Origin of the sequence: Verrucosispora sp. WMMD703, assembly GCF_049178935.1 — a bacterium.
Classification (GTDB): domain Bacteria; phylum Actinomycetota; class Actinomycetes; order Mycobacteriales; family Micromonosporaceae; genus Micromonospora; species Micromonospora sediminimaris.
Map to the genome: position 1 here is coordinate 3,528,558 of NZ_JBMHMM010000004.1, position 17,865 is coordinate 3,546,422.

Sequence of the window (17,865 nt, forward strand, 5' to 3'; positions counted from 1 at the left end):
CGGTAGGTTGCACGCCGTGGAGGAGATCGACCGCGCCATCGTGGTGGCGCTGACCGCGGACGGCCGACTGTCGTACACGGACCTGGCGGAGAAGGTCGGCCTGTCGGTCTCGGCGGTGCATCAGCGGGTGCGTCGGCTGGAGCAGCGTGGGGTGATCAAGGGCTACGCCGCGCGGGTCTCCTTCGAGGCGCTGGACCTGCCCCTGACGGCGTTCGTGGCGATCCGGCCGTTCGATCCGTCCCAGCCGGACGACGCGCCGGAACGGCTGGCTCACCTGCCGGAGATCGACTCGTGCTACTCGGTGGCGGGGGAGGACTTCTACCTGCTGCTGGTCCGGGTGGCCGGTCCGGTCGACCTGGAGCGAGTGCTCCAGGAGATCAGGACGGCGGCCAACGTCACCACCCGGACGACAGTGGTGCTGTCCACCCCGTACGAGCACCGACCGCCCAAGATCACCCTCGACCCGGCGGCGCACCATCGCACCCGGGGCGTACCGCCCGCCGCAGCTGGCACACAGGCGGACTGACCCGGAACACCCGGTGCCGCTGCGACCCAGGAGACGGGGCTAGGATCCATCCCTGGTTCGGCGGAAGGTGAGACCCGGATCATGACCGGGACGCCGGGGCGGTTCGTGCCGCCCGGTGTCCGGGTCGCCTCGCGTGTCTCGAAGGGGAGGATGAGATGTACCGATCGATGCGATCGCGTTCCAGCCAGCCGGCGGCCGGAGTCCGCTCATGACACGCATTCTCATCCGTGCCGGCAAGAGCCCGTTGACCGTGCTGTCCCACGAGCAAAGCCTGTCCACCTCTCGGTTGGGTGTCTTCGGGTCAAACTCTGGGAACATGCTGTTCTACAGCGCGGTGTTCCGGGTGCTGAGCGTGCCCGGCGCCGAGGTGGTCGCCAACTCCTACGTGCATGAGCGTCCGGTGCACCTGGGCACCTACATCAACCGGACAAACGAAGAGTTCGACCGGTTCGTCCTGCCGATGGCGAACTCGTACCGGGACACCTTCCTGCCGCACCTGGAGCGTCTCGCCAAGGTCATCGAGCGGTTGAAGATCCCGGTCACGGTGGTCGGCATCGGCGCGCAGCTGCCGTACGGCACCGAGTTCGACTCGCTCCCCGACAACTACAAGAAGATCGTCACGCGGTTCACCCGGGCCGTTCTCAACCGGTCGGCCTCCATCGGTGTGCGCGGTGAGTACACGGCACGCATGCTGAAGTATCTCGGCTTCGGCGACGAGCACGTGCGGGTGATCGGCTGCCCGTCGATGTTCGGCAACGGGCCGCTGGGACCGTTGGTACGCAAGGTGGACCGGCTGGCCTACGACAGCCCGATCGCCATCTCGTACACGCCGAAGGTCAAGGGCGTCGACCGACTGGTCGAGGCGAACACCGACCGGTACCCCAACAGCGTCATCGTGCCGCAGCAGCATCACCGGTTGGCGCTCATGTTGTGGGGCGAGAATCCGGCCAAGGTCCCCAACAAGCGGATGCCCATCCACACCGAGCATCCGCTGTACGAGAACGACCGGATGCGGTTCTTCGTCGATGCCTCGACCTGGGTCGACTTCATGGCCGAGCAGCACTTCGCCTTCGGCACGCGCATCCACGGCAACGTCGCGGGCGTGCTGGCGGGCACGCCGTCGGTGGTGTTGGCGCACGACTCCCGCACCGTCGAACTCTCCGAGTACCACGGCATCCCGTACCGCCTCTACTCGGAGCTGCCGCCGGACGTCGACGCGCAGCGGCTCTACGAGGAAGCGGACTTCGACGCCTTCGGTCCGCGTCAGGCCGAGACCTTCGAGACCTACGTGCGGTTCCTCGAGCACAACGACCTTGAGCACGTGTTCCAGCCGGGCAAGGCGAACCCGGCCTACGACGAGGCGCTCGCCGCTGCCCCGTTCCCCGGCCCGGTGCACACGCTGATGGCCTCGGACGTGGTCGGGCGGCGTCAGGTGATGTCCCGGCTGCGTTGGCTACGGCAGGGGCACGAGGGCGACCTGGAGCGCCGCGCCTACGAATTCGAACCACCGTTCCGCGAACCGCGCGGACAGAGGACGCTTGAGGAGCGGGTAACCGAGTTGGAGAAGGAACTCAGGGTGCAGCAGGAGTCGCTGGCGAGCTGGCGGGGTCGGATGGGGCGGGTGCTGCGGATCAACCCGTTGTCCACGGGGGGCCGTCGGTGACGACTGCGGCTCCGAACACGTCCCGACTGGGGGCATGGGTGGCGTCGAAGACGGGGGGGCGCATCACCTCCACGGCGATCGACGTGTCGGCGCTCGCCGCGCTGCTGCTGGCGGCGGTGGGCGGTTCCCGGCTCTGGGCGTTGCCGCCGGCCGTGCTGGCAGTCGGTCTGCTGGCCTGGACGTGGCGCGAAGGAGCGGCGTCCACCTCGAAGGCCGCCGTGCCGCGCGTCCTGCTGCTGGCCAGCGCGTACCTGCTCGGCGCGGTGCACGGCGGCGTCGATCTCGCGCTCGCCGTCGGCGTGGCCCTGGCCGGATTGGCGGTGCTCAGCGAGACACCGATGGGGTTCATTTCCCGTGCCGCGTACCCGGTGACGGCCAATCTGCCGGGAATCGGCGCGCGGCCCTATCGGCGTCCGAACACGAGCCGCGCGGTGCTGGTCAACGGTGCCGCGGTGCTGGTGGTCCTCGTCTGCGCCTTCATCGGCAACCTCGGGTTGATCGCCGCGGCGGTGTCGGCGGCCGCGCTCGGCCTGTCGCTGTTCACCTTGTGGCAGGGGCTGGGCCGGGTGCGGGCGCGGCGGACAAGTGAGCGGAACCTCACCAAGGCGCTCACCGCCTACGAACCGGCGTTCGTGGTGCACTGGACCGCACCGGCCGGCACCGCGTACCAGGTCGCGATGTGGCTGCCCTACCTGGAGCGGCTCGGTCGCAAGTTCTTCGTGCTGGTGCGCGGCGAGGCCAACTTCAACGAGGTGGCGGCGCTGACCAAGGCCCCGGTGGTGCTGCGCACCGCCCTGGAGGACATGGACAGTGTGGTCACCCCGTCCATGCGGGCCGCCTTCTACGTGAACACCGCGACGAAGAACAACCACCTCCTGCGGTACACGAACCTGACGCACATCCAGCTCAACCACGGCGACAGCGACAAGGTGCCGAGTCACAACCCGGTCTTCCGGATGTACGACAAGAACTTCGTCGCCGGCCAGGCCGCGATCGACCGCTTCGCGGCCAACGGCGTGAAGATGCCGATCGAGATGTTCAGCGTCGTCGGGCGACCCCAGGTGGAGAACGTGGCGGTGGCGGCCAAGCCGATCGCCTCGATCGCCAACCCCCGGGTGCTCTACGCGCCGACCTGGGCGGGTTTCTACGCCGACTCCAACTACTCGTCACTGCACGTCGGCTACGACATCGTCAAGGCGCTGGTCGAGCGCGGTTGCAGCATCGTCTTCCGGCCACACCCGTACAGCAACCGGAATCCGGCGCTGGGCCGTGAGTGTGAGCGGATCCAGGCGCTGCTGGCCGAGGACCGCAAGGCCAACGGGCGGCCGCACGTCTTCGGCAAGCAGGCCGAGGTGAAGATGTCGGTGATGGACTGCTTCAACGCGTCGGACGCGATGGTGTCGGACGTGTCGAGTGTGGTGGCCGACTACCTGTACTCGGAGAAGCCCTTCGCGATGGTGGCCGTCTCGACGCCGGCGGACACGTTCACCGACGAGTTCCCGCTGGGGCGGGCCAGCTATGTCATCGACGCCCACGGCGGCCGGGTCAAAGGGCTCGACGCGATCCTCGACGACCTCCTCGGCGCCGATCCGCTGGCCTCCACCCGACAGGACATCAAGAAGTACTACCTCGGCGACATTCCGCCGGAGCGCTACGCCCAGCATTTCCTGGACGAGGCGTCCCGCTACCTCTGAGTTCGACAGCGGTTCTCGTACCGGCTCCGGCCCGGCCTCGCGCCGGCCGGAGCCGGTGTTGTTCGGTCATCGAGCCGGCCTGCTGCCGGAGCTTTGCTCTCCGACGGGTCAGTGCCGACCGGCTGACCCGGTGGCCGGCACGGTGGGCTGGGCGACGGGTTGGTTCCAGCGGAGGATCACCCGCCGGCCGTGTTCGTGTCCGAGCAGGCTGAGGGTGGCGGTGTCCAGGCGGAACAGCCCGCCTGCGGACGGCGGCAGGCCGACCCAGCGGGCGCCCAGCACCCGCAGCGCGTGCGCGTGTCCGACCAACGCGACGGGGCCCCGGTCGAGCAGGGGATGCAGCCTGGCGAGCAGCCGATCCAGGCGTTCGCCCACCTCGCCGGGCGACTCGCCGCCCGGGCATCCGTCGGTCCAGACGCTCCACCCGGGACGTTCGTCCTGGATCTCCGCTGTGGTGCGGCCCTCGTAGTCGCCGTAGTGCCATTCGGCGAGGTCGTCGTCGGAACCGGTGACGGCCAGCCCGGCCAGCTGCGCGGTGCGCAGCGCCCGGATGCGTGGGCTGGTCAGCACCGCGACGAACCGCCGTCCGGCGAGGACCGGTCCGAGCGCGCGGGCCTGCCGCTCACCGTCGGGCGTGAGGTTGAGATCGGTGTACGAGGTGTGACGGCGGCTCGCGCTCCACGTGGTCTCGCCGTGCCGGATGAGCAGGATGTCGTTCATGCCGTCGCAGGTCGCTTCCGGGCAAGGCACGACCCCGTCATGCCGATTGTCTGGATTCGTTGGCCCATGCCCTCAGTCAACCAGGACACCGTGCCCGTTGCCGGACGGCGGCGGGATCGGCCGGGGCGCGTCGCTCGCTGAGCTGCCCGACCGCGTCTGAACGATACCCCTAGTGTCCTAGGATGCCTAAGCGATTGTGCCACCCACCACGGCTGGCGAGACCGTTTCAGGCCACAGCACGGGGGGACACCACAAAGAGCGGAGCGATCCGCTCCGCGAACCGCCGGAATCAGGCAGGGAGGCGACATGAGCTTCACCGACAAGGCGAAGAACAAGGTCGAGGAACTGAGCGGTGCCGCCAGGGAGCGGATCGGCGACATGACCGACAACGAGCGCATGCGGGCCGAGGGCGCCAACCAGCAGAGCGATGCTCGCGCCCGTCAGGTCGGTGAGAACGTCAAGGAGGCCGGGCGCAACGCGAAGGACGCTTTCAACAAGTGATCGCCCGGTACGGAAGTGGGCCGCCGGAATGATCCGGCGGCCCACTTCGCGGTGTGGCGCGGTTTGGCGGAGGATGCGCCGTCCGGCCGGGCGCTGAGCTGGTTCAGTCGTCGCGGTGGACGCGCCACCACTGCTGACCGGCCTCCGGGAGAGTGTCGATCGGGTCGTAGTAGGCGTAGCGCTTGCTCAGCGCCTCCAGGTCGGCGGACTCGATGGAGGTGCGGTAGTTCTTCGTCCAGTAGGAGATGCCGCGTTCCCGGTCGTACTCGGTGACCATGTGCACCCAGCGTTTTCCGACGAAGGGCACGTCGCAGACGATCCGTGGGGTGGCGTACCCGGGCAGGTAGCCCATGATGTCGTGCTGGAGCTGCTGGGCGTGCCAGACCGGCACCCGCCAGTGCTCGGCGTTGGGGATCATGTCGCACATGTAGAAGTAGTAGGGCAGGATGCCCGCCTCGCCCTGTAGTGCGAAGCAGAGGTCGAGCAGGTCGGTGCTTGTCGCGTTGACTCCGCGCATCAGCACGCCCTGGTTGCGTACGTCGCGGACGCCGATGTCGAGGGCGGTCTGGGCGGCCCGGGCGACCAGCGGGGTCAGCGACTGGGCGTGGTTGACGTGGGTGTGGATGGCGAGGTTGACGCCGCGGCGGGCGGCGGTGCGGGCGACCCGTTCCAGGCCCTCGACGACGTCGGGTTGCAGCCAGTGTTGGGGCAGGCCCATGAGGGCCTTGGTGGCGAGCCGGATGTCGCGGATGGTTTCGATCTCCAGTAGGCGCATCAGGTACGACTCAAGGTTGCGCCAGGGCACGTTGGCCACGTCGCCGCCGGAGACCACGACGTCACGGACGCCGGGGTGGGCTCGGAGGTAGCCGATGTGGGCGTCGTAGCGGTCCACGGGTTTCAGGCTGAGCTTGAGCTTGTCCACAGTGGGGGTGGAGTTGCCGACCAGGTCCATGCGGGTGCAGTGCCCGCAGTACTGCGGGCAGGTGGAGAGCAGTTCGGCGAGGACCTTTGTGGGGTAGCGGTGGGTGAGGCCCTCGGCGACCCACATGTCGTGTTCGTGCAGGGAGTCGCGGGTGGCGTAGGGGTGTGACGGCCAGTCGGTGCGTCGGTCGGAGGCGACGGGGATCATGTAGCGCCGGATGGGGTCGGCGAGCAGCGCGTCGGTGGTGGGTGGGCCGTACGGTGCCATGGTGTTGATCATTTGTGGGGTCACCAGCATGGACATGGTGGCCAGGGCGCGCTGGTCGGCTTCGAGGTCGGCGTAGAAGGTGTCGTCGACGGTGTCGCCGAGCACGGTGCGCAGCTGCTTGATGTTCTTGACGCAGTTGACGCGTTGCCACTGGGCGCTTTCCCACTGGTCGCGGGTTACGTCGCGCCAGCCGGGGAAGCGGGTCCAGTCGGGTTCGACGAGTGGGCTGCGGCGGTATTCGTAGGGCTGGCCGGTGAGGGTGGTGGGGGCCGGCGGGGGTGCCGGGATGGTCTGCACCGGCGGTCGGGTCTGGGTCACGGCCCCTCCTCTGGTCTGCCTGGGTGATCGGCGAACCGAAGGCTACTGGAAAAATTTCGGTTGAGAAATTATTCTGCCGTAAGTTTTCCCGCCATGCGAGTCCAAGGCGAAGTTTCAGGCGGTCAGACAGGGGAGGTTGGCGTGACGTCACCAGTGGGTCTGCATCGCGTCCTGGAGCCCGGGGGCGTGTTGCCTCAGGCGGCCTGGCGGCTCGACACGCGTCAGGAGATCGCGCCGAACGAGGTGCGGATCCGGGTGGAGCGGCTGAATCTGGACGCGGCGAGTTTCCGGCAGTTGTCCGTCAAGCACGGCGGGGACGGCGACGCGATCCGGGCCGAGGTGCTCGACATCATCGCGACTCGGGGAAAGATGCAGAACCCGGTGACGGGGTCGGGCGGCATGCTGATCGGCACGGTCGAGGAGGCGGGGCGACGTTCGCCGTTGGGGCTCAAGGCGGGCGAGCGGGTGGCCACGCTGGTGTCGCTGACGTTGACTCCGCTGGTGGTGACCGACGGGTTGGCCGGCTGGGATGGCCGGAGCGAGCAGGTGCCGTGTGCGGGGTGGGCGATTCTGTTCGCCCGGTCGGTCGCGGCGGTGCTGCCGGGGGATCTGGATCCGCAGCTGTCTCTGGCGGTGTTGGACGTGTGTGGTGCGCCGGCGTTGACGTCGCGGGTGGTGTCCCGGTACGTGGCCGAGCGGGCGGTCGAGGGGGAGGCCCGACCGGTGACGGTGGCGGTGGTCGGCGGCGCGGGCAAGAGCGGTTCGTTGGCGCTGGCGGCGGCGCGGCGGGCGGGCGCGGGCCGTACGGTCGGGGTGGTGCCGGTGGTCGCGGAGCGCGAGGCGCTGGTGGCGGCGGGTCTGGCCGATGCGGTGGTGTTGGCCGACGCCCGTGATCCGGTGGCGTTGTCGACGGCGGTGACGTCGGCGTTCGGGGTGCCGGCGGACGTGACGGTGGTGTGCGTGGATGTGCCGGGTTGTGAGCACGGGGCGGTGTTGGCGACTGCGGACGGCGGCACGGTGATCTTTTTCTCGATGGCGACGAGCTTCGCGGCGGCGGCGTTGGGTGCGGAGGGTCTGGCGGCGGACGTGACGATGCTTGTCGGCAACGGGTACGTGCCGGGGCACGCGGAGTTGGCGTTGGGTCTGCTGCGGGGTGAGCCGGGGGTGCGTGGGCTGTTCGAGGCTCGGCTGGCGGCAGACTGAGCTCATGACGAACAACCCCTCGACGTTGTACCGCGCTGGTGTGTTGCACTGTCCGGCGGATCCGTCCGCGACGGCGTTGCTGGTCCGTGACGGGCGGATCGTGTGGCTGGGTTCGGATCCCGACGCTCCGTCGGCGGACCGGGTGGTGGAGCTGGACGGTGCGTTGGTGACGCCGGCTTTCGTGGATGCGCACGTGCATGTCAGCGACACGGGTCTGGTGTTGTCCGGGCTGGATCTGTCCGGGGCGCGGTCGGCCGGTGAGTTGTTGGACGCGGTGTCGGCGTACGCGGCGGGGCTGCCGGCGGACGCGGTGGTGCTGGGTCACGGGTGGGACGAGTCGACGTGGGCGGTGGCGCAGCCGCCGTCGGCGGCGCAGTTGGGGCGGGCGGCCGGTGGTCGGCGGGTGTACCTGTCGCAGGCGTCGATTCATTCGGCGTTGGTGTCGGAGGCGTTGTTGGCGGCGTGTCCGGAGGCGGTTGCCGCGCCTGGGTACGACGAGTCGGGTTGGCTGCGTCGGGACGCGCATCATGTGGTGCGGGCGGTGGCGCGGGCGTCGGTGACGCGGGCGCAGCGGGTGGCGGCGCAGCGGGTGGCGTTGGGGCATGCGGCGTCGGTGGGGATCGCGGCGGTGCACGAGTGTGGTGGGCCGGAGATTTCCGACGAGGAGGATTTCACTGGCCTGTTGGGGATTTCCGGTGCGGGGGTGCCGGAGGTGTACGGGTACTGGGGTGAGTTGGGTGGTGCGGCGCGGGCGCGGGAGTTGGGTGCGGTCGGTGCCGGTGGTGATCTGTTCGCCGATGGTGCGTTGGGTTCGCGGACGGCGCATCTGTCGGAGCCGTATGTCGATGGTGACGGGTGTGGTCACGGTTATCTGAGCGCGGACCAGGTTCGTGATCATTTGTTGGATTGTGCGGCGCACGGGATGCAGGGCGGGTTCCATGCGATCGGTGACGCGGCGGTGTCGACGGTGCTGGAGGGTTTCGCGGGGGCGGCGCGGCGGTTGGGTACGGATCGGTTGCGGGCGGCGCGGCATCGGGTGGAGCACGCGGAGATCGTGGATCGGCGGTTGATCGCCGGGTTCGTGGAGTTCGGGGTGGTGGCGTCGATGCAGCCGGCGTTCGACCGGTTGTGGGGTGGCGCGGGCCGGATGTACGAGTCGCGGTTGGGGTTGGCGCGGTCGTTGGCGTCGAATCCGATGGGTGCGATGCACGGGGTCGGGGTGGCGTTGGCGTTCGGGTCGGATTCGCCGGTGACGCCGTTGGATCCGTGGGGTTCGGTGCGGGCGGCGGTGGCGCATCACAATCCGGTGCAGCGGATGAGTGTGCGGGCGGCGTTCGCGGCGCATACGCGGGGTGGTTGGCGGGCGGTGCATCTGGACAACGAGGGGGTTCTGGCGTTGGGTGCGCCGGCGACGTTCGCGGTGTGGTCCACGCCGGGTGGGGTGGAGCGGGGGTTGCCGGTGTTGCAGGCCGCGGATCCGGAGGCGCGTGGCGCGGATGATCCGACGCCGTTGCCGGTGTGCCGGCGCACGGTGCTGCGCGGTGAGGTGATCTATGAGGAAGGGTCCGCGTGACGGGGAAGCTTGATCTGGATCCGGTGCTGGTGGCGCGGGCGCGGGAGTTGGCGCGGCGGGCCGGGCGGCCGGTGGTGGAGTTGGCGCGTAGCCACACGACGGTGTCGGTGGAGCGGGCGGTGTTGCGGCTGGCCGGGGTGGTCGGCGCGGATCCGGACGGTATTCCGTGGGTGAACCGGCTGGTGGATGCGGTGGTGGCGGATGTCGGGTTGGGTCACGGGGTGGCGTTGCCGGTGTTCGACGCGCTGGTGCGGGAGCAGACCACGGATGTGACGTTGCTGGCGCAGAAGGCGGCGGCGGGGTCGGTGCGGTTCCAGGTGCCGTCGGGTCGGGCGGCGACGGCGGCGCGGCGGGCCGCCCGTAGGGCGGTGGCGGCGGGGATCCGGCGGATCGATCGGCGGCGGGCCGAGCGGGACCGGTTGGTGAGGCGGTACGGGGATCCGAGGCAGCGGCCGTGGATCTATCTGATCGTGGCGACTGGGGACATCTACGAGGACATTCCGCAGGCGCAGGCGGCGGCGCGGGCCGGGGCGGATGTGATCGCGGTGATCCGGTCGACGGGGCAGTCGTTGCTGGACTACGTGCCGGAGGGGGCGACCCGGGAGGGGTTCGCGGGCACGTATGCGACGCAGGAGAACTTCCGGTTGATGCGGGCGGCGTTGGACGAGTCGTCGAAGGAGTTGGGTCGGTATGTGCGGCTGACGAATTACGCGTCGGGGTTGTGCATGCCGGAGATGGCGACGCTCGCGGGTCTGGAGCGGTTGGACATGATGCTCAACGATTCGATGTACGGGATTCTGTTCCGGGACATCAATCCGGTGCGGACGTTCGTGGATCAGCGGTTTTCGCGGCAGGTGCACGCGCGGGCGGGGATCGTTATCAACACCGGTGAGGACAACTACCTGACCACTGCGGATGCGGTGGACGAGGCGCACACGGTGACGGTGTCGCAGTTGCTGAACGAGTATTTCGCGCATGAGGCGGGGTTGGCGGACTGGCAGTTGGGGTTGGGGCACGCTTTTGAGATCAACCCGGATGTGCCGGAGTCGTTTCGCCTGGAGTTGGCGCACGCGTTGCTGGCGCGGGAGTTGTTTCCGGATGCGCCGTTGAAGTGGATGCCGCCGACGAAGCACATGACCGGGGATGTGTTCCGGGGGAATCTGCTGGACGGGTTCTTCAATCTGGTGGGCACCATGACGGGGCAGGGCATCCTGCTGGTGGGGATGATGACGGAGGCGGTGGTGACGCCGTGGTTGTCGGACCGGGACATCGCCTTGCAGAACGTGCGGTACGTGCTCGGTGCGGCGGGTGGGTTGCACGAGGATTTCGTGCCGGCGCCGGGTGGGTTCATCCAGCAGCGCGCCCATCGGGTGCTGGCCGAGGCGGTGGGGTTGTTGGAGCGGATCGGTGCGCAGTCGTTGTTGACGGCGATCGCCGAGGGCACGTTCGGGATCATGAAGCGGCCGGCGGATCGGGGTAAGGGTCTGGACGGGGTGGCGCGGCATGAGGCGGGTTACTACAACCCGGCCACGGAGGTCCTGGAGCAGCCGGGTGCGGGCGGGCGGGTGCCGGGGTCGCGGTCCGAGGAGGTCCGGCCGTGAGCGGTCAGAAGATCGTCCGGCCGTACGGGGACACCACCGGTGACGGCATGGTGCAGGTGTCGTTCACGTTGCCGGTGCCGCATGACAAGCGGGCCGAGGGTGCGGCGGTGCAGTTGGCGAACAAGATGGGTGTGGACCCGGCGTTGCTGGTGCACGCGAAGCCGATCGGTGACGGGTTCACGTTTTTTGTGGTGTACGGGCGGGTGAACCATCTGGTGGACCTGTCGGCGGTGCGGGTGGTGGAGCGGGACTTCCCGTTGCTGGGCGCCAAGGAGGTCAATGCGGTCGTCAAGCGGCGGTTGCGGCGGAAGTTGTCGGTGGTGGGGGCGTGTATCGGCACGGACGCGCACACGGTGGGTATCGACGCGATTCTCAATGTGAAGGGGATCGCGGGGGAGAAGGGTCTGGAGTACTACCGGGAGTTGTCGGTGACGAACCTGGGTGCTCAGGTGAGTGTGCCGGAGTTGGTGGAGGCGGCGCGGGTGGCGCGGGCCGATGCGGTGCTGGTGTCGCAGGTGGTGACGCAGCGGGATGCGCATCTGCACAACACGCGGGAGATGTCGGCGGCGTTCCGGGAGGCGATGCCGGCGGGGCGGCGGCCGTTGTTGATTGTGGGTGGGCCGCGGTTCGACGAGTCTCAGGCCGCTGAGCTGGGGGTGGATCGGATCTTCGGTCGGGGTACGACTCCGGGTGAGGTGGCGTCCTATCTGGTCCACGCGTTGATCACGGGTAGGAAGGCGACGGTGGCATGACTGACCGGCGGTTGGGTGTGACGGTGACTCATCGGCGGTATGTGCCGTACGCGCACGCGCACTACGCGGGTGACCTGGTCGATGGGGCGTACGCGTTGGGTTTGTTCGGGGATGTGGCCACCGAGGTGTGTATCCGTACCGACGGGGACGAGGGGTTGTTCGCGTCGTATTCGGATGTGCAGTTCAAGGCGCCGATGCGGGCTGGTGACGTGCTGGAGGTGGTGGCCACGGTGACCCGGGTGGGTACCCGGAGCCGCACCATCGACTTCGAGGCCCGGGTGGTGTGTCGGGGGCGGCCGGATCGGGGTTCGTCGGCGGCGGAGGTGTTGGCCGAGCCGTTGGTGGCGGTGACGGCGACCGGCACGGTGGTCGTGCCTGCTGCGGTGTGAACGTCGCGGTCTGCGCCGACGTGGGTTCGACGTACACGAAGGTGGCGGTGGTCGATCTCGACGGTGGTGGGTTGGTGTCGACGGCGGCGGTGCCGACCACTGTGGGGTTGGATGTGCTGCGGGGCTTGGACGCGGCGGTGGGTGCGGCGACCGTCGGGCTCACCTCGGGTGAGGTGCCGTGGTTTGTGTGTTCGTCGGCGGGCGGCGGGTTGCGGCTGGCGGTGATCGGCTACGAGCCGTTGGTGACCGCGCAGGCGGGTCGGCGGGTCGGCCTGTCGGCGGGGGCGGACGTGGTGCATGTGGCGGCCGGGCGGCTGGGTCGGGCGGAGTTGACGGCGTTGCGGGTGGCCCGCCCGGACGTGGTGCTGCTGGTGGGTGGCACGGACGGCGGGGACGCGGAGACGCTCACGCACAATGCGACGCGGTTGGCGCGGGCCCGGTGGCGGGTGCCGGTGGTGTTGGCGGGCAACGTCGATGTCCGTGCCGACCTGCACGGGTTGTTGGCCGGGGCGGGGGTGCCGGTGACGGTGGCCGACAATGTGCTGCCCCGCATCGGGGTGTTGGCGCCGTTGTCGGCGCGGTCGACGATCCGGCAGGTGTTCCTGCGGCATGTGATCGGCGGTAAGGGGTTGTCGCGGGGTGGCCGGTTTGCCCGGCTGGTGCGGGCGGCGACGCCGGACGCGGTGCTGTCGGGGGTGGAGGTGCTGGCCGACGTGGCCGGCGGTGACCTGGTGGTGGTCGACGTGGGTGGCGCGACGACGGACGTGTATTCGGTGCTCACGCCGGATGAGCGGGCCAGTGGGCCGGGCCGGGAGGTGGCCGGTGAGCTGTGGCGGGCTCGGACGGTCGAGGGGGACCTGGGGGTGCGGTGGAGCGCCCCGGGGGTGGTGCGGGCGGCCGTCGAGGAACGTCTGCTCGCGGCGGGGGCGGTCGACGGGTTGGCGGCCGAGGCCGCGGTGCGTGCCGCCGATCCCGGTTTCCTGCCGGGCGACGCCGCGGGGCGGGCCGTCGATGCCCGGATCGCGGCGTTGGCGGCGACGGTGGCGTTGCGTCGGCATGCCCGTGGGGTGGGCACCGGTGAGCGGGCCGGCCGGGATCTGCGGGATGTGCGACTGCTGGTCGGTTCCGGTGGGGTGCTGCGGCACGCTCCGGCCAACGACGCGGCCGGGGTGTTGGACGCGGTGTTGACCGACCATGCCGGTGGGTGGGCGTTGCCGCGGGCGGCGCGGCCGGTGGTGGACACCGACTATGTGCTGGCCGCCGCCGGGTTGCTCGCCGACGGGCATCCGGTGGCGGCTCGGGGGTTGTTGCGGTCGTTGCTCGTTTGACCAGGGTGGACGGCGGCGGTCGCGGGCAGGCCGGCGGGTGGTTGTCGGGGTTGCCGCCGCCGCGACACGCCGGGGTGGTGCGACGACTCGTCGGGGGTGGGTTGACAAGGCCGGGGGTGGGCCACGTACCGTCTTTGAGTCCTACCACGGGAAGCGGCTGTTGTTCGCTTCGTCCCTTCGTCCGCTGGCCGAGCGACACGGTGCATGTTCAGTCGCGGCGGCCAGGTCCAGCGGGCGGGGGTCGGCGGGGCGGCGCGAACCGGCCGCGGTTACCGGTGTACGGGCAGGATGGGGTGCACGGCCAGTAGACAACGGTCAGGCGGGGACAGCCAGTCATCGTCGGGTCGGTCCGAAGGTCGGCGTGCCACATTCCGCCGCACCGGCCGGGAGGGGCCTGGGAGCATCGGGGCGCGGCATATGCCGCGCCCCGACTTCGTATCTGGTTCAGGTGGCGGGGCGGGCGCGTACGTGCAGGCGTTCGCCCTGCGGGCCGAACAGGTTGAGCACTTCGGTGGTTTCGGGGCCGGGGTTGGTGACGCAGTGCGGTATCCGGGTGTCGAACTCGGCGACCTCGCCGGGGGTGAGCAGCAGGTCGTGCTCGCCGAGGCGTAGTCGTAGCTGGCCGGAGAGCACGTACAGCCACTCGTAGCCCTCGTGGGTCTGTGGCTGCGCCTCGGCGGGGGTGTGTGGGGGCAGGATCTGTTTGAACGCCTGGAGGCCGCCGGGGCGGCGGGTCAGCGGCAGGAAGGTGATGCCGTGGCGGACGATGGGGCGGGGGCGTACCCGGGGGTCGCCGACGGCGGGTGCGCCGACCAGCTCGTCCAGGGGCACCTGGTGGGCGCGGGCCAGCGGCAGCAGCAGTTCCAGGGTGGGGCGGCGTTGCCCGGATTCGAGCCGGGACAGGGTGCTCACCGAGATGCCGGTGGCGTCGGAGAGTTCGTTCAGGGTGATGCCGCGTTGTTTTCGCAGGGCGCGTAGTCGGGGCCCGACCGCTGCCAGCACCGCAGCCTCCTCGTTTGCCATAACAGCAACATTACTTGTCGATCGGCGGGGTTGGTTGCAGGGTGTGAGGCATCACCGACGAGGGGGCGGCAATGGACGACAGGTATGACGTGGTGGTGGTCGGCGGCGGGGCGGCCGGGTTGGCCGGGGCGCTGACGCTGGCCCGGGCCCGGCGCAGGGTGCTGGTGGTGGACGCGGGGGAGCCGCGTAACGCACCGGCCGCCGGGGTGCACAACTATCTCGGGCGGGAGGGCGCGCCGCCGGGGGAGTTGGTGGCCGTGGGCCGTGCGGAGGTCACCGCGTACGGCGGGCAGATCGTGGCCGGGCGGGTCGACGCGGTCGTCCGCGACGACAGCGGCTTCGTGGTCACCGTCGACGGGGGGCGTACGGTGCGAGCCCGGCGGCTGCTGGTCACCACCGGGCTGGTCGACGAGTTGCCCGAGGTGCCCGGGTTGACGCAGCGGTGGGGGCGGGACGTGCTGCACTGCCCGTACTGTCACGGCTGGGAGGTCCGGGACCGGCGGATCGGGGTGCTGGCCACCGGGCCGCTGGCCGTGCACGGGGCGAAGCTGTGGCGGCAGTGGAGCCCGCATGTGCGGCTGCTGCTGCACGACAGCCCGGCGCCCGGCCCGCAGGAGGCCGAACAGTTGGCGGCCCTGGGTGTCCCCGTGGTGCCCGGGCGGGTGGTGGCCGTGGAGACCGCCGAGGACCGGCTGACCGGGGTGCGGTTGGCTTCCGGCGAGCTGGTGGAGCTCGACGCGGTGGTGGTCGCCGCACGGATGACGGCCCGCTCGGCGTTGCTGGAGTCGCTCGGGTTGATCCCGGTGGACGTGGAGCATTCCGGTCACGTCATCGGTCGGCAGATTCCGGCCGACGCCACCGGCGCGACCTCCGTACCGGGGGTGTGGGTGGCCGGCAACGTGGCTGATCTGTCCGCCCAGGTGATTCGTGCCGCGGCATCCGGTACGACCGCCGGCGGGATGATCAACATGGATCTGGTGGAGGAGGACACCCGCGAGGCGGTGGCCGAGCACCGGCGGCAGCGGGAGACCATGTTCACCGAGGCGGCGTGGGAGGAGCGTTACCGGTCCAAGCCGGCGGTGTGGAGCGGCCGACCGAACCCGCAGCTGGTCACCGAGGTCAGCGAATTGGCGCCCGGTCGGGCGCTGGACGTGGGCAGCGGTGAGGGCGCCGACGCGGTGTGGCTGGCCGAGCGGGGCTGGCAGGTCCACGCGGTGGACATCTCCACCGTCGCGTTGGCCCGGGCCGCCGGTCACGCCCAGGCCGCCGGCGCGGAGGTGGCCGCCCGGATCGAGTGGACCCACGCCGACCTGTTCGAGTGGTCACCGCCGTCCGGCGCGTACGACCTGGTGTCGGCGCAGTTCATGCAGCTGCCGCCGCCGCAGCGGCGGGAGGTCTTCGCCCGGCTGGCCGACGCGGTCGCGCCCGGTGGGCGGCTGCTGATCGTCGGGCACCACCCGGCGGACCTGCCCAACTCCGGACATCGCCTGCACTATCCGGAGATGATGTACACCGCCGAGGAGGCCGCCGCGGAGCTGGACCCGGACCAGTTCGAGGTGCTCACGGTGCAGGCCCGGCCCCGCATCGTGACGGATCCGGACGGGCGTGAGGTGGTCCATCACGACGCGGTGCTGCTGGCCCGCCGCCGTTGACGGTCACTCCACCACCGGGGCGGGGGGTCGGGTCGTCGGCGGACGATCATGGCGGGCGGGTAGCCTTCGGCGCGTGATCGCGCCCGACCCGCCCGTGACGACCGTGGACCGTGCCGCCGGATCCGACCCACCGCCACCTGCCCCGGCGGTGGCCGGCCCGGTGCGCCTGCCGGTGGCCGTCGCCATGGCGGTGGCCGCGGGCCTGGCGTTGCTGCTGGCCTTCCCCCCGTACGGGTGGTGGCCGCTGGCGCCGGTCGGGGTGGCCCTGTTGGCGGCCGCGACCCACCGGCGGCGGCTGCGGGCCGGCGCCGGTCTGGGCTTCCTGACCGGTCTGGCCCTGTTCGCGCCGTTGCTGGCCTGGACGAACCTGCACACCGGCTACCTGCCGTGGGTGTTGCTGTCGTTGTTGCAGGCCGGCTACCTGGCGGTGCTGGGGATGGCCACGGCGTGGGTGTCGCCGCTGGCCGACCGGTTCCCGGCGGCGTGGCCGGCGCTGACCGGCGCGCTGTGGGTGGGGCAGGAGGCGCTGCGCGACCGGACGCCGTTCGGCGGGTTCCCGTGGGGTCGGCTGGCGTTCGGCCAGGACGAGTCGCCGCTGCTGCAGCTGGCCGCGCTCGGTGGTGCGCCGCTTGTGACGTTCGCGGTGGCGCTGGCCGGTGGGCTGCTGGTCGCCGGGGCGTGGTGGACGGCACGGGCCCGCCGCGGCACCGGTGGCCCCCGCTGGTGGGCGCCCGCGGCCGGCTGTGCCGCGGCGGTGCTGCTGCTGTTCGCCGGTGGGCTGGCGGTGCCGGTGGCCACCACCCGGGACACCGCGAGTGTGACGGTGGCGATCGTGCAGGGCAACGTGCCGCGGCTCGGGTTGGATTTCAACGCGCAACGGCAGGCCGTGCTCGACAACCACGTCGACGCCACCATCGCCCTGGCCGGCGAGGTCACCGCCGGCACCCGACCTCGACCGGATCTGGTGGTGTGGCCGGAGAACTCCAGCGACATCGACCCGCTGCGCAACGCGTCGGCCGGGGCGCGGATCTCCGCCGCCGCGGACGCCGTCGGGGTGCCGATCCTGGTCGGCGCCGTGCTGTTCGGGCCGGAACGGGGGCAGGTGCGCAACGCGGGACTGCTGTGGCGTCCGGGCAGCGGACCCGACCTGGAGCAGCTGTACGTCAAACGGCATCCGGTGCCGTTCGCCGAGTATGTGCCGCTGCGCCGGATCGCCCGGATGGTCAGCGACCAGGTCGACCGGGTACGGGCCGATTTCGTGGCCGGCACCGAGGCTGGGGTGGTCGACAGCGGGCCGGTGGTGCTCGGCGACGTGATCTGCTTCGAGGTCGCCTACGACGGGCTGGTCCGCGACACCGTCGTCGGTGGGGCGCAGCTGCTGGTGGTGCAGACCAACAACGCCACCTTCGACGAGGCCGAGGCGCGTCAGCAGTTGGCCATGGTGCGGCTGCGGGCCGTCGAGCACGGGCGTGCGGCGTTGATGGCGTCCACGGTCGGGGTGTCCGGGTTCGTCACCCCGGACGGGCGGGTAAGCGACGCCACCGGGTTCAACACCCGTGCGGTCGTGGTGCGGCAGCTGCGGCTGACCGAGGGGCGCACGCTGGCCACCCGGGTCGGGGTGCTGCCGGAGGTGGTGCTGGCCGGGCTGGCGGTGGCTGCGCTGGCCGGCGCGGCGGTGCTGCGGCGTCGGCGGGACGGCCGACCGGTGCCGGAGGCCGCCCACCCGGGGTGAA

The 17,865-nt window shown here is 70.6% G+C and carries 15 protein-coding genes; 12 read left to right on the forward strand and 3 right to left on the reverse strand.

The annotated features are described in order from the left end of the window. Positions 1-16 precede the first annotated feature (16 nt). The 3 genes from ACN26Z_RS16685 (at position 17) to ACN26Z_RS16695 (ending at position 3,883) form a co-directional block, all read left to right on the forward strand. Positions 17-526 carry an Lrp/AsnC family transcriptional regulator gene (locus tag ACN26Z_RS16685; protein WP_421462156.1) on the forward strand — a complete coding sequence of 170 codons (510 nt, stop codon included), beginning with the start codon at positions 17-19 and terminating at the stop codon, positions 524-526. Positions 527-734: 208 nt separating this feature from the next. Then, the gene (locus ACN26Z_RS16690) at positions 735-2,189 is read left to right on the forward strand and encodes a polysaccharide pyruvyl transferase family protein (protein ID WP_093402353.1); all 1,455 of its coding nucleotides are present in this window, start codon (positions 735-737) and stop codon (positions 2,187-2,189) included. A 38-nt stretch (positions 2,190-2,227) separates the two neighbouring features. Then, entirely contained in the window at positions 2,228-3,883 is a 1,656-nt protein-coding gene (locus ACN26Z_RS16695) for a CDP-glycerol glycerophosphotransferase family protein (protein ID WP_421462158.1), read from the forward strand. 108 nt (positions 3,884-3,991) lie between these two features. On the opposite strand, the gene ACN26Z_RS16700 is transcribed toward ACN26Z_RS16695, so the two are convergent. Further along, positions 3,992-4,603 carry a histidine phosphatase family protein gene (locus ACN26Z_RS16700; RefSeq protein WP_282238490.1) on the reverse strand — a complete coding sequence of 204 codons (612 nt, stop codon included), beginning with the start codon at positions 4,601-4,603 and terminating at the stop codon, positions 3,992-3,994. A gap of 306 nt (positions 4,604-4,909) precedes the next feature. Here ACN26Z_RS16700 and ACN26Z_RS16705 point away from each other — a divergent pair, with 306 nt between their 5' ends. Then, the gene (locus ACN26Z_RS16705; protein WP_282238489.1) at positions 4,910-5,104 is read left to right on the forward strand and encodes a CsbD family protein; all 195 of its coding nucleotides are present in this window, start codon (positions 4,910-4,912) and stop codon (positions 5,102-5,104) included. A gap of 103 nt (positions 5,105-5,207) precedes the next feature. Here ACN26Z_RS16705 and ACN26Z_RS16710 read toward each other — a convergent pair whose 3' ends face one another. Further along, entirely contained in the window at positions 5,208-6,611 is a 1,404-nt protein-coding gene (locus ACN26Z_RS16710; RefSeq protein WP_421462160.1) for a KamA family radical SAM protein, read from the reverse strand. 93 nt (positions 6,612-6,704) lie between these two features. On the opposite strand from ACN26Z_RS16710, the gene ACN26Z_RS16715 reads away from it, so the two are divergent. Genes ACN26Z_RS16715 through ACN26Z_RS16740 form a run of 6 tightly spaced genes read left to right on the forward strand, consistent with a single transcriptional unit; the run spans position 6,705 to position 13,457 of the window. Next, entirely contained in the window at positions 6,705-7,814 is a 1,110-nt protein-coding gene (locus ACN26Z_RS16715) for a zinc-binding alcohol dehydrogenase (protein ID WP_421462162.1), read from the forward strand. A 4-nt stretch (positions 7,815-7,818) separates the two neighbouring features. After that, entirely contained in the window at positions 7,819-9,387 is a 1,569-nt protein-coding gene (locus tag ACN26Z_RS16720; RefSeq protein ID WP_421462163.1) for an amidohydrolase, read from the forward strand. Next, positions 9,384-10,988, forward strand: coding sequence for a lysine 5,6-aminomutase subunit alpha (locus ACN26Z_RS16725; RefSeq protein ID WP_282238485.1), 1,605 nt, complete (start codon positions 9,384-9,386; stop codon positions 10,986-10,988). Before ACN26Z_RS16720 ends, ACN26Z_RS16725 begins: the two co-directional genes overlap by 4 nt. Beyond that, positions 10,985-11,740, forward strand: coding sequence for an OAM dimerization domain-containing protein (locus tag ACN26Z_RS16730; protein ID WP_421462165.1), 756 nt, complete (start codon positions 10,985-10,987; stop codon positions 11,738-11,740). The genes ACN26Z_RS16725 and ACN26Z_RS16730 overlap by 4 nt, the downstream gene beginning before the upstream one ends. After that, a complete protein-coding gene (locus ACN26Z_RS16735; protein WP_093402361.1) occupies positions 11,737-12,129 on the forward strand; it encodes a hotdog domain-containing protein in 393 nt (130 codons plus the stop codon). The genes ACN26Z_RS16730 and ACN26Z_RS16735 overlap by 4 nt, the downstream gene beginning before the upstream one ends. After that, positions 12,126-13,457 carry a glutamate mutase L gene (locus ACN26Z_RS16740; protein WP_421462166.1) on the forward strand — a complete coding sequence of 444 codons (1,332 nt, stop codon included), beginning with the start codon at positions 12,126-12,128 and terminating at the stop codon, positions 13,455-13,457. The genes ACN26Z_RS16735 and ACN26Z_RS16740 overlap by 4 nt, the downstream gene beginning before the upstream one ends. 444 nt (positions 13,458-13,901) lie before the next feature. Here the strand turns inward: ACN26Z_RS16740 and ACN26Z_RS16745 are convergent, their stop codons facing one another. Then, positions 13,902-14,480, reverse strand: a complete 579-nt coding sequence (locus ACN26Z_RS16745; protein ID WP_421462168.1) for a helix-turn-helix domain-containing protein — start codon at positions 14,478-14,480, stop codon at positions 13,902-13,904. Between the two features lie 71 nt (positions 14,481-14,551). Here ACN26Z_RS16745 and ACN26Z_RS16750 point away from each other — a divergent pair, with 71 nt between their 5' ends. Both ACN26Z_RS16750 and lnt read left to right on the forward strand, forming a co-directional pair. Continuing rightward, complete coding sequence (locus tag ACN26Z_RS16750) at positions 14,552-16,132, forward strand: FAD-dependent oxidoreductase (protein WP_421462170.1); 1,581 nt, start codon at positions 14,552-14,554, stop codon at positions 16,130-16,132. Next, on the forward strand, positions 16,098-17,864 hold the full coding sequence (lnt, locus tag ACN26Z_RS16755; protein WP_421464669.1) for an apolipoprotein N-acyltransferase: 1,767 nt from the start codon (positions 16,098-16,100) through the stop codon (positions 17,862-17,864). The genes ACN26Z_RS16750 and lnt overlap by 35 nt, the downstream gene beginning before the upstream one ends. The last annotated feature ends 1 nt before the right edge of the window (position 17,865 follow it).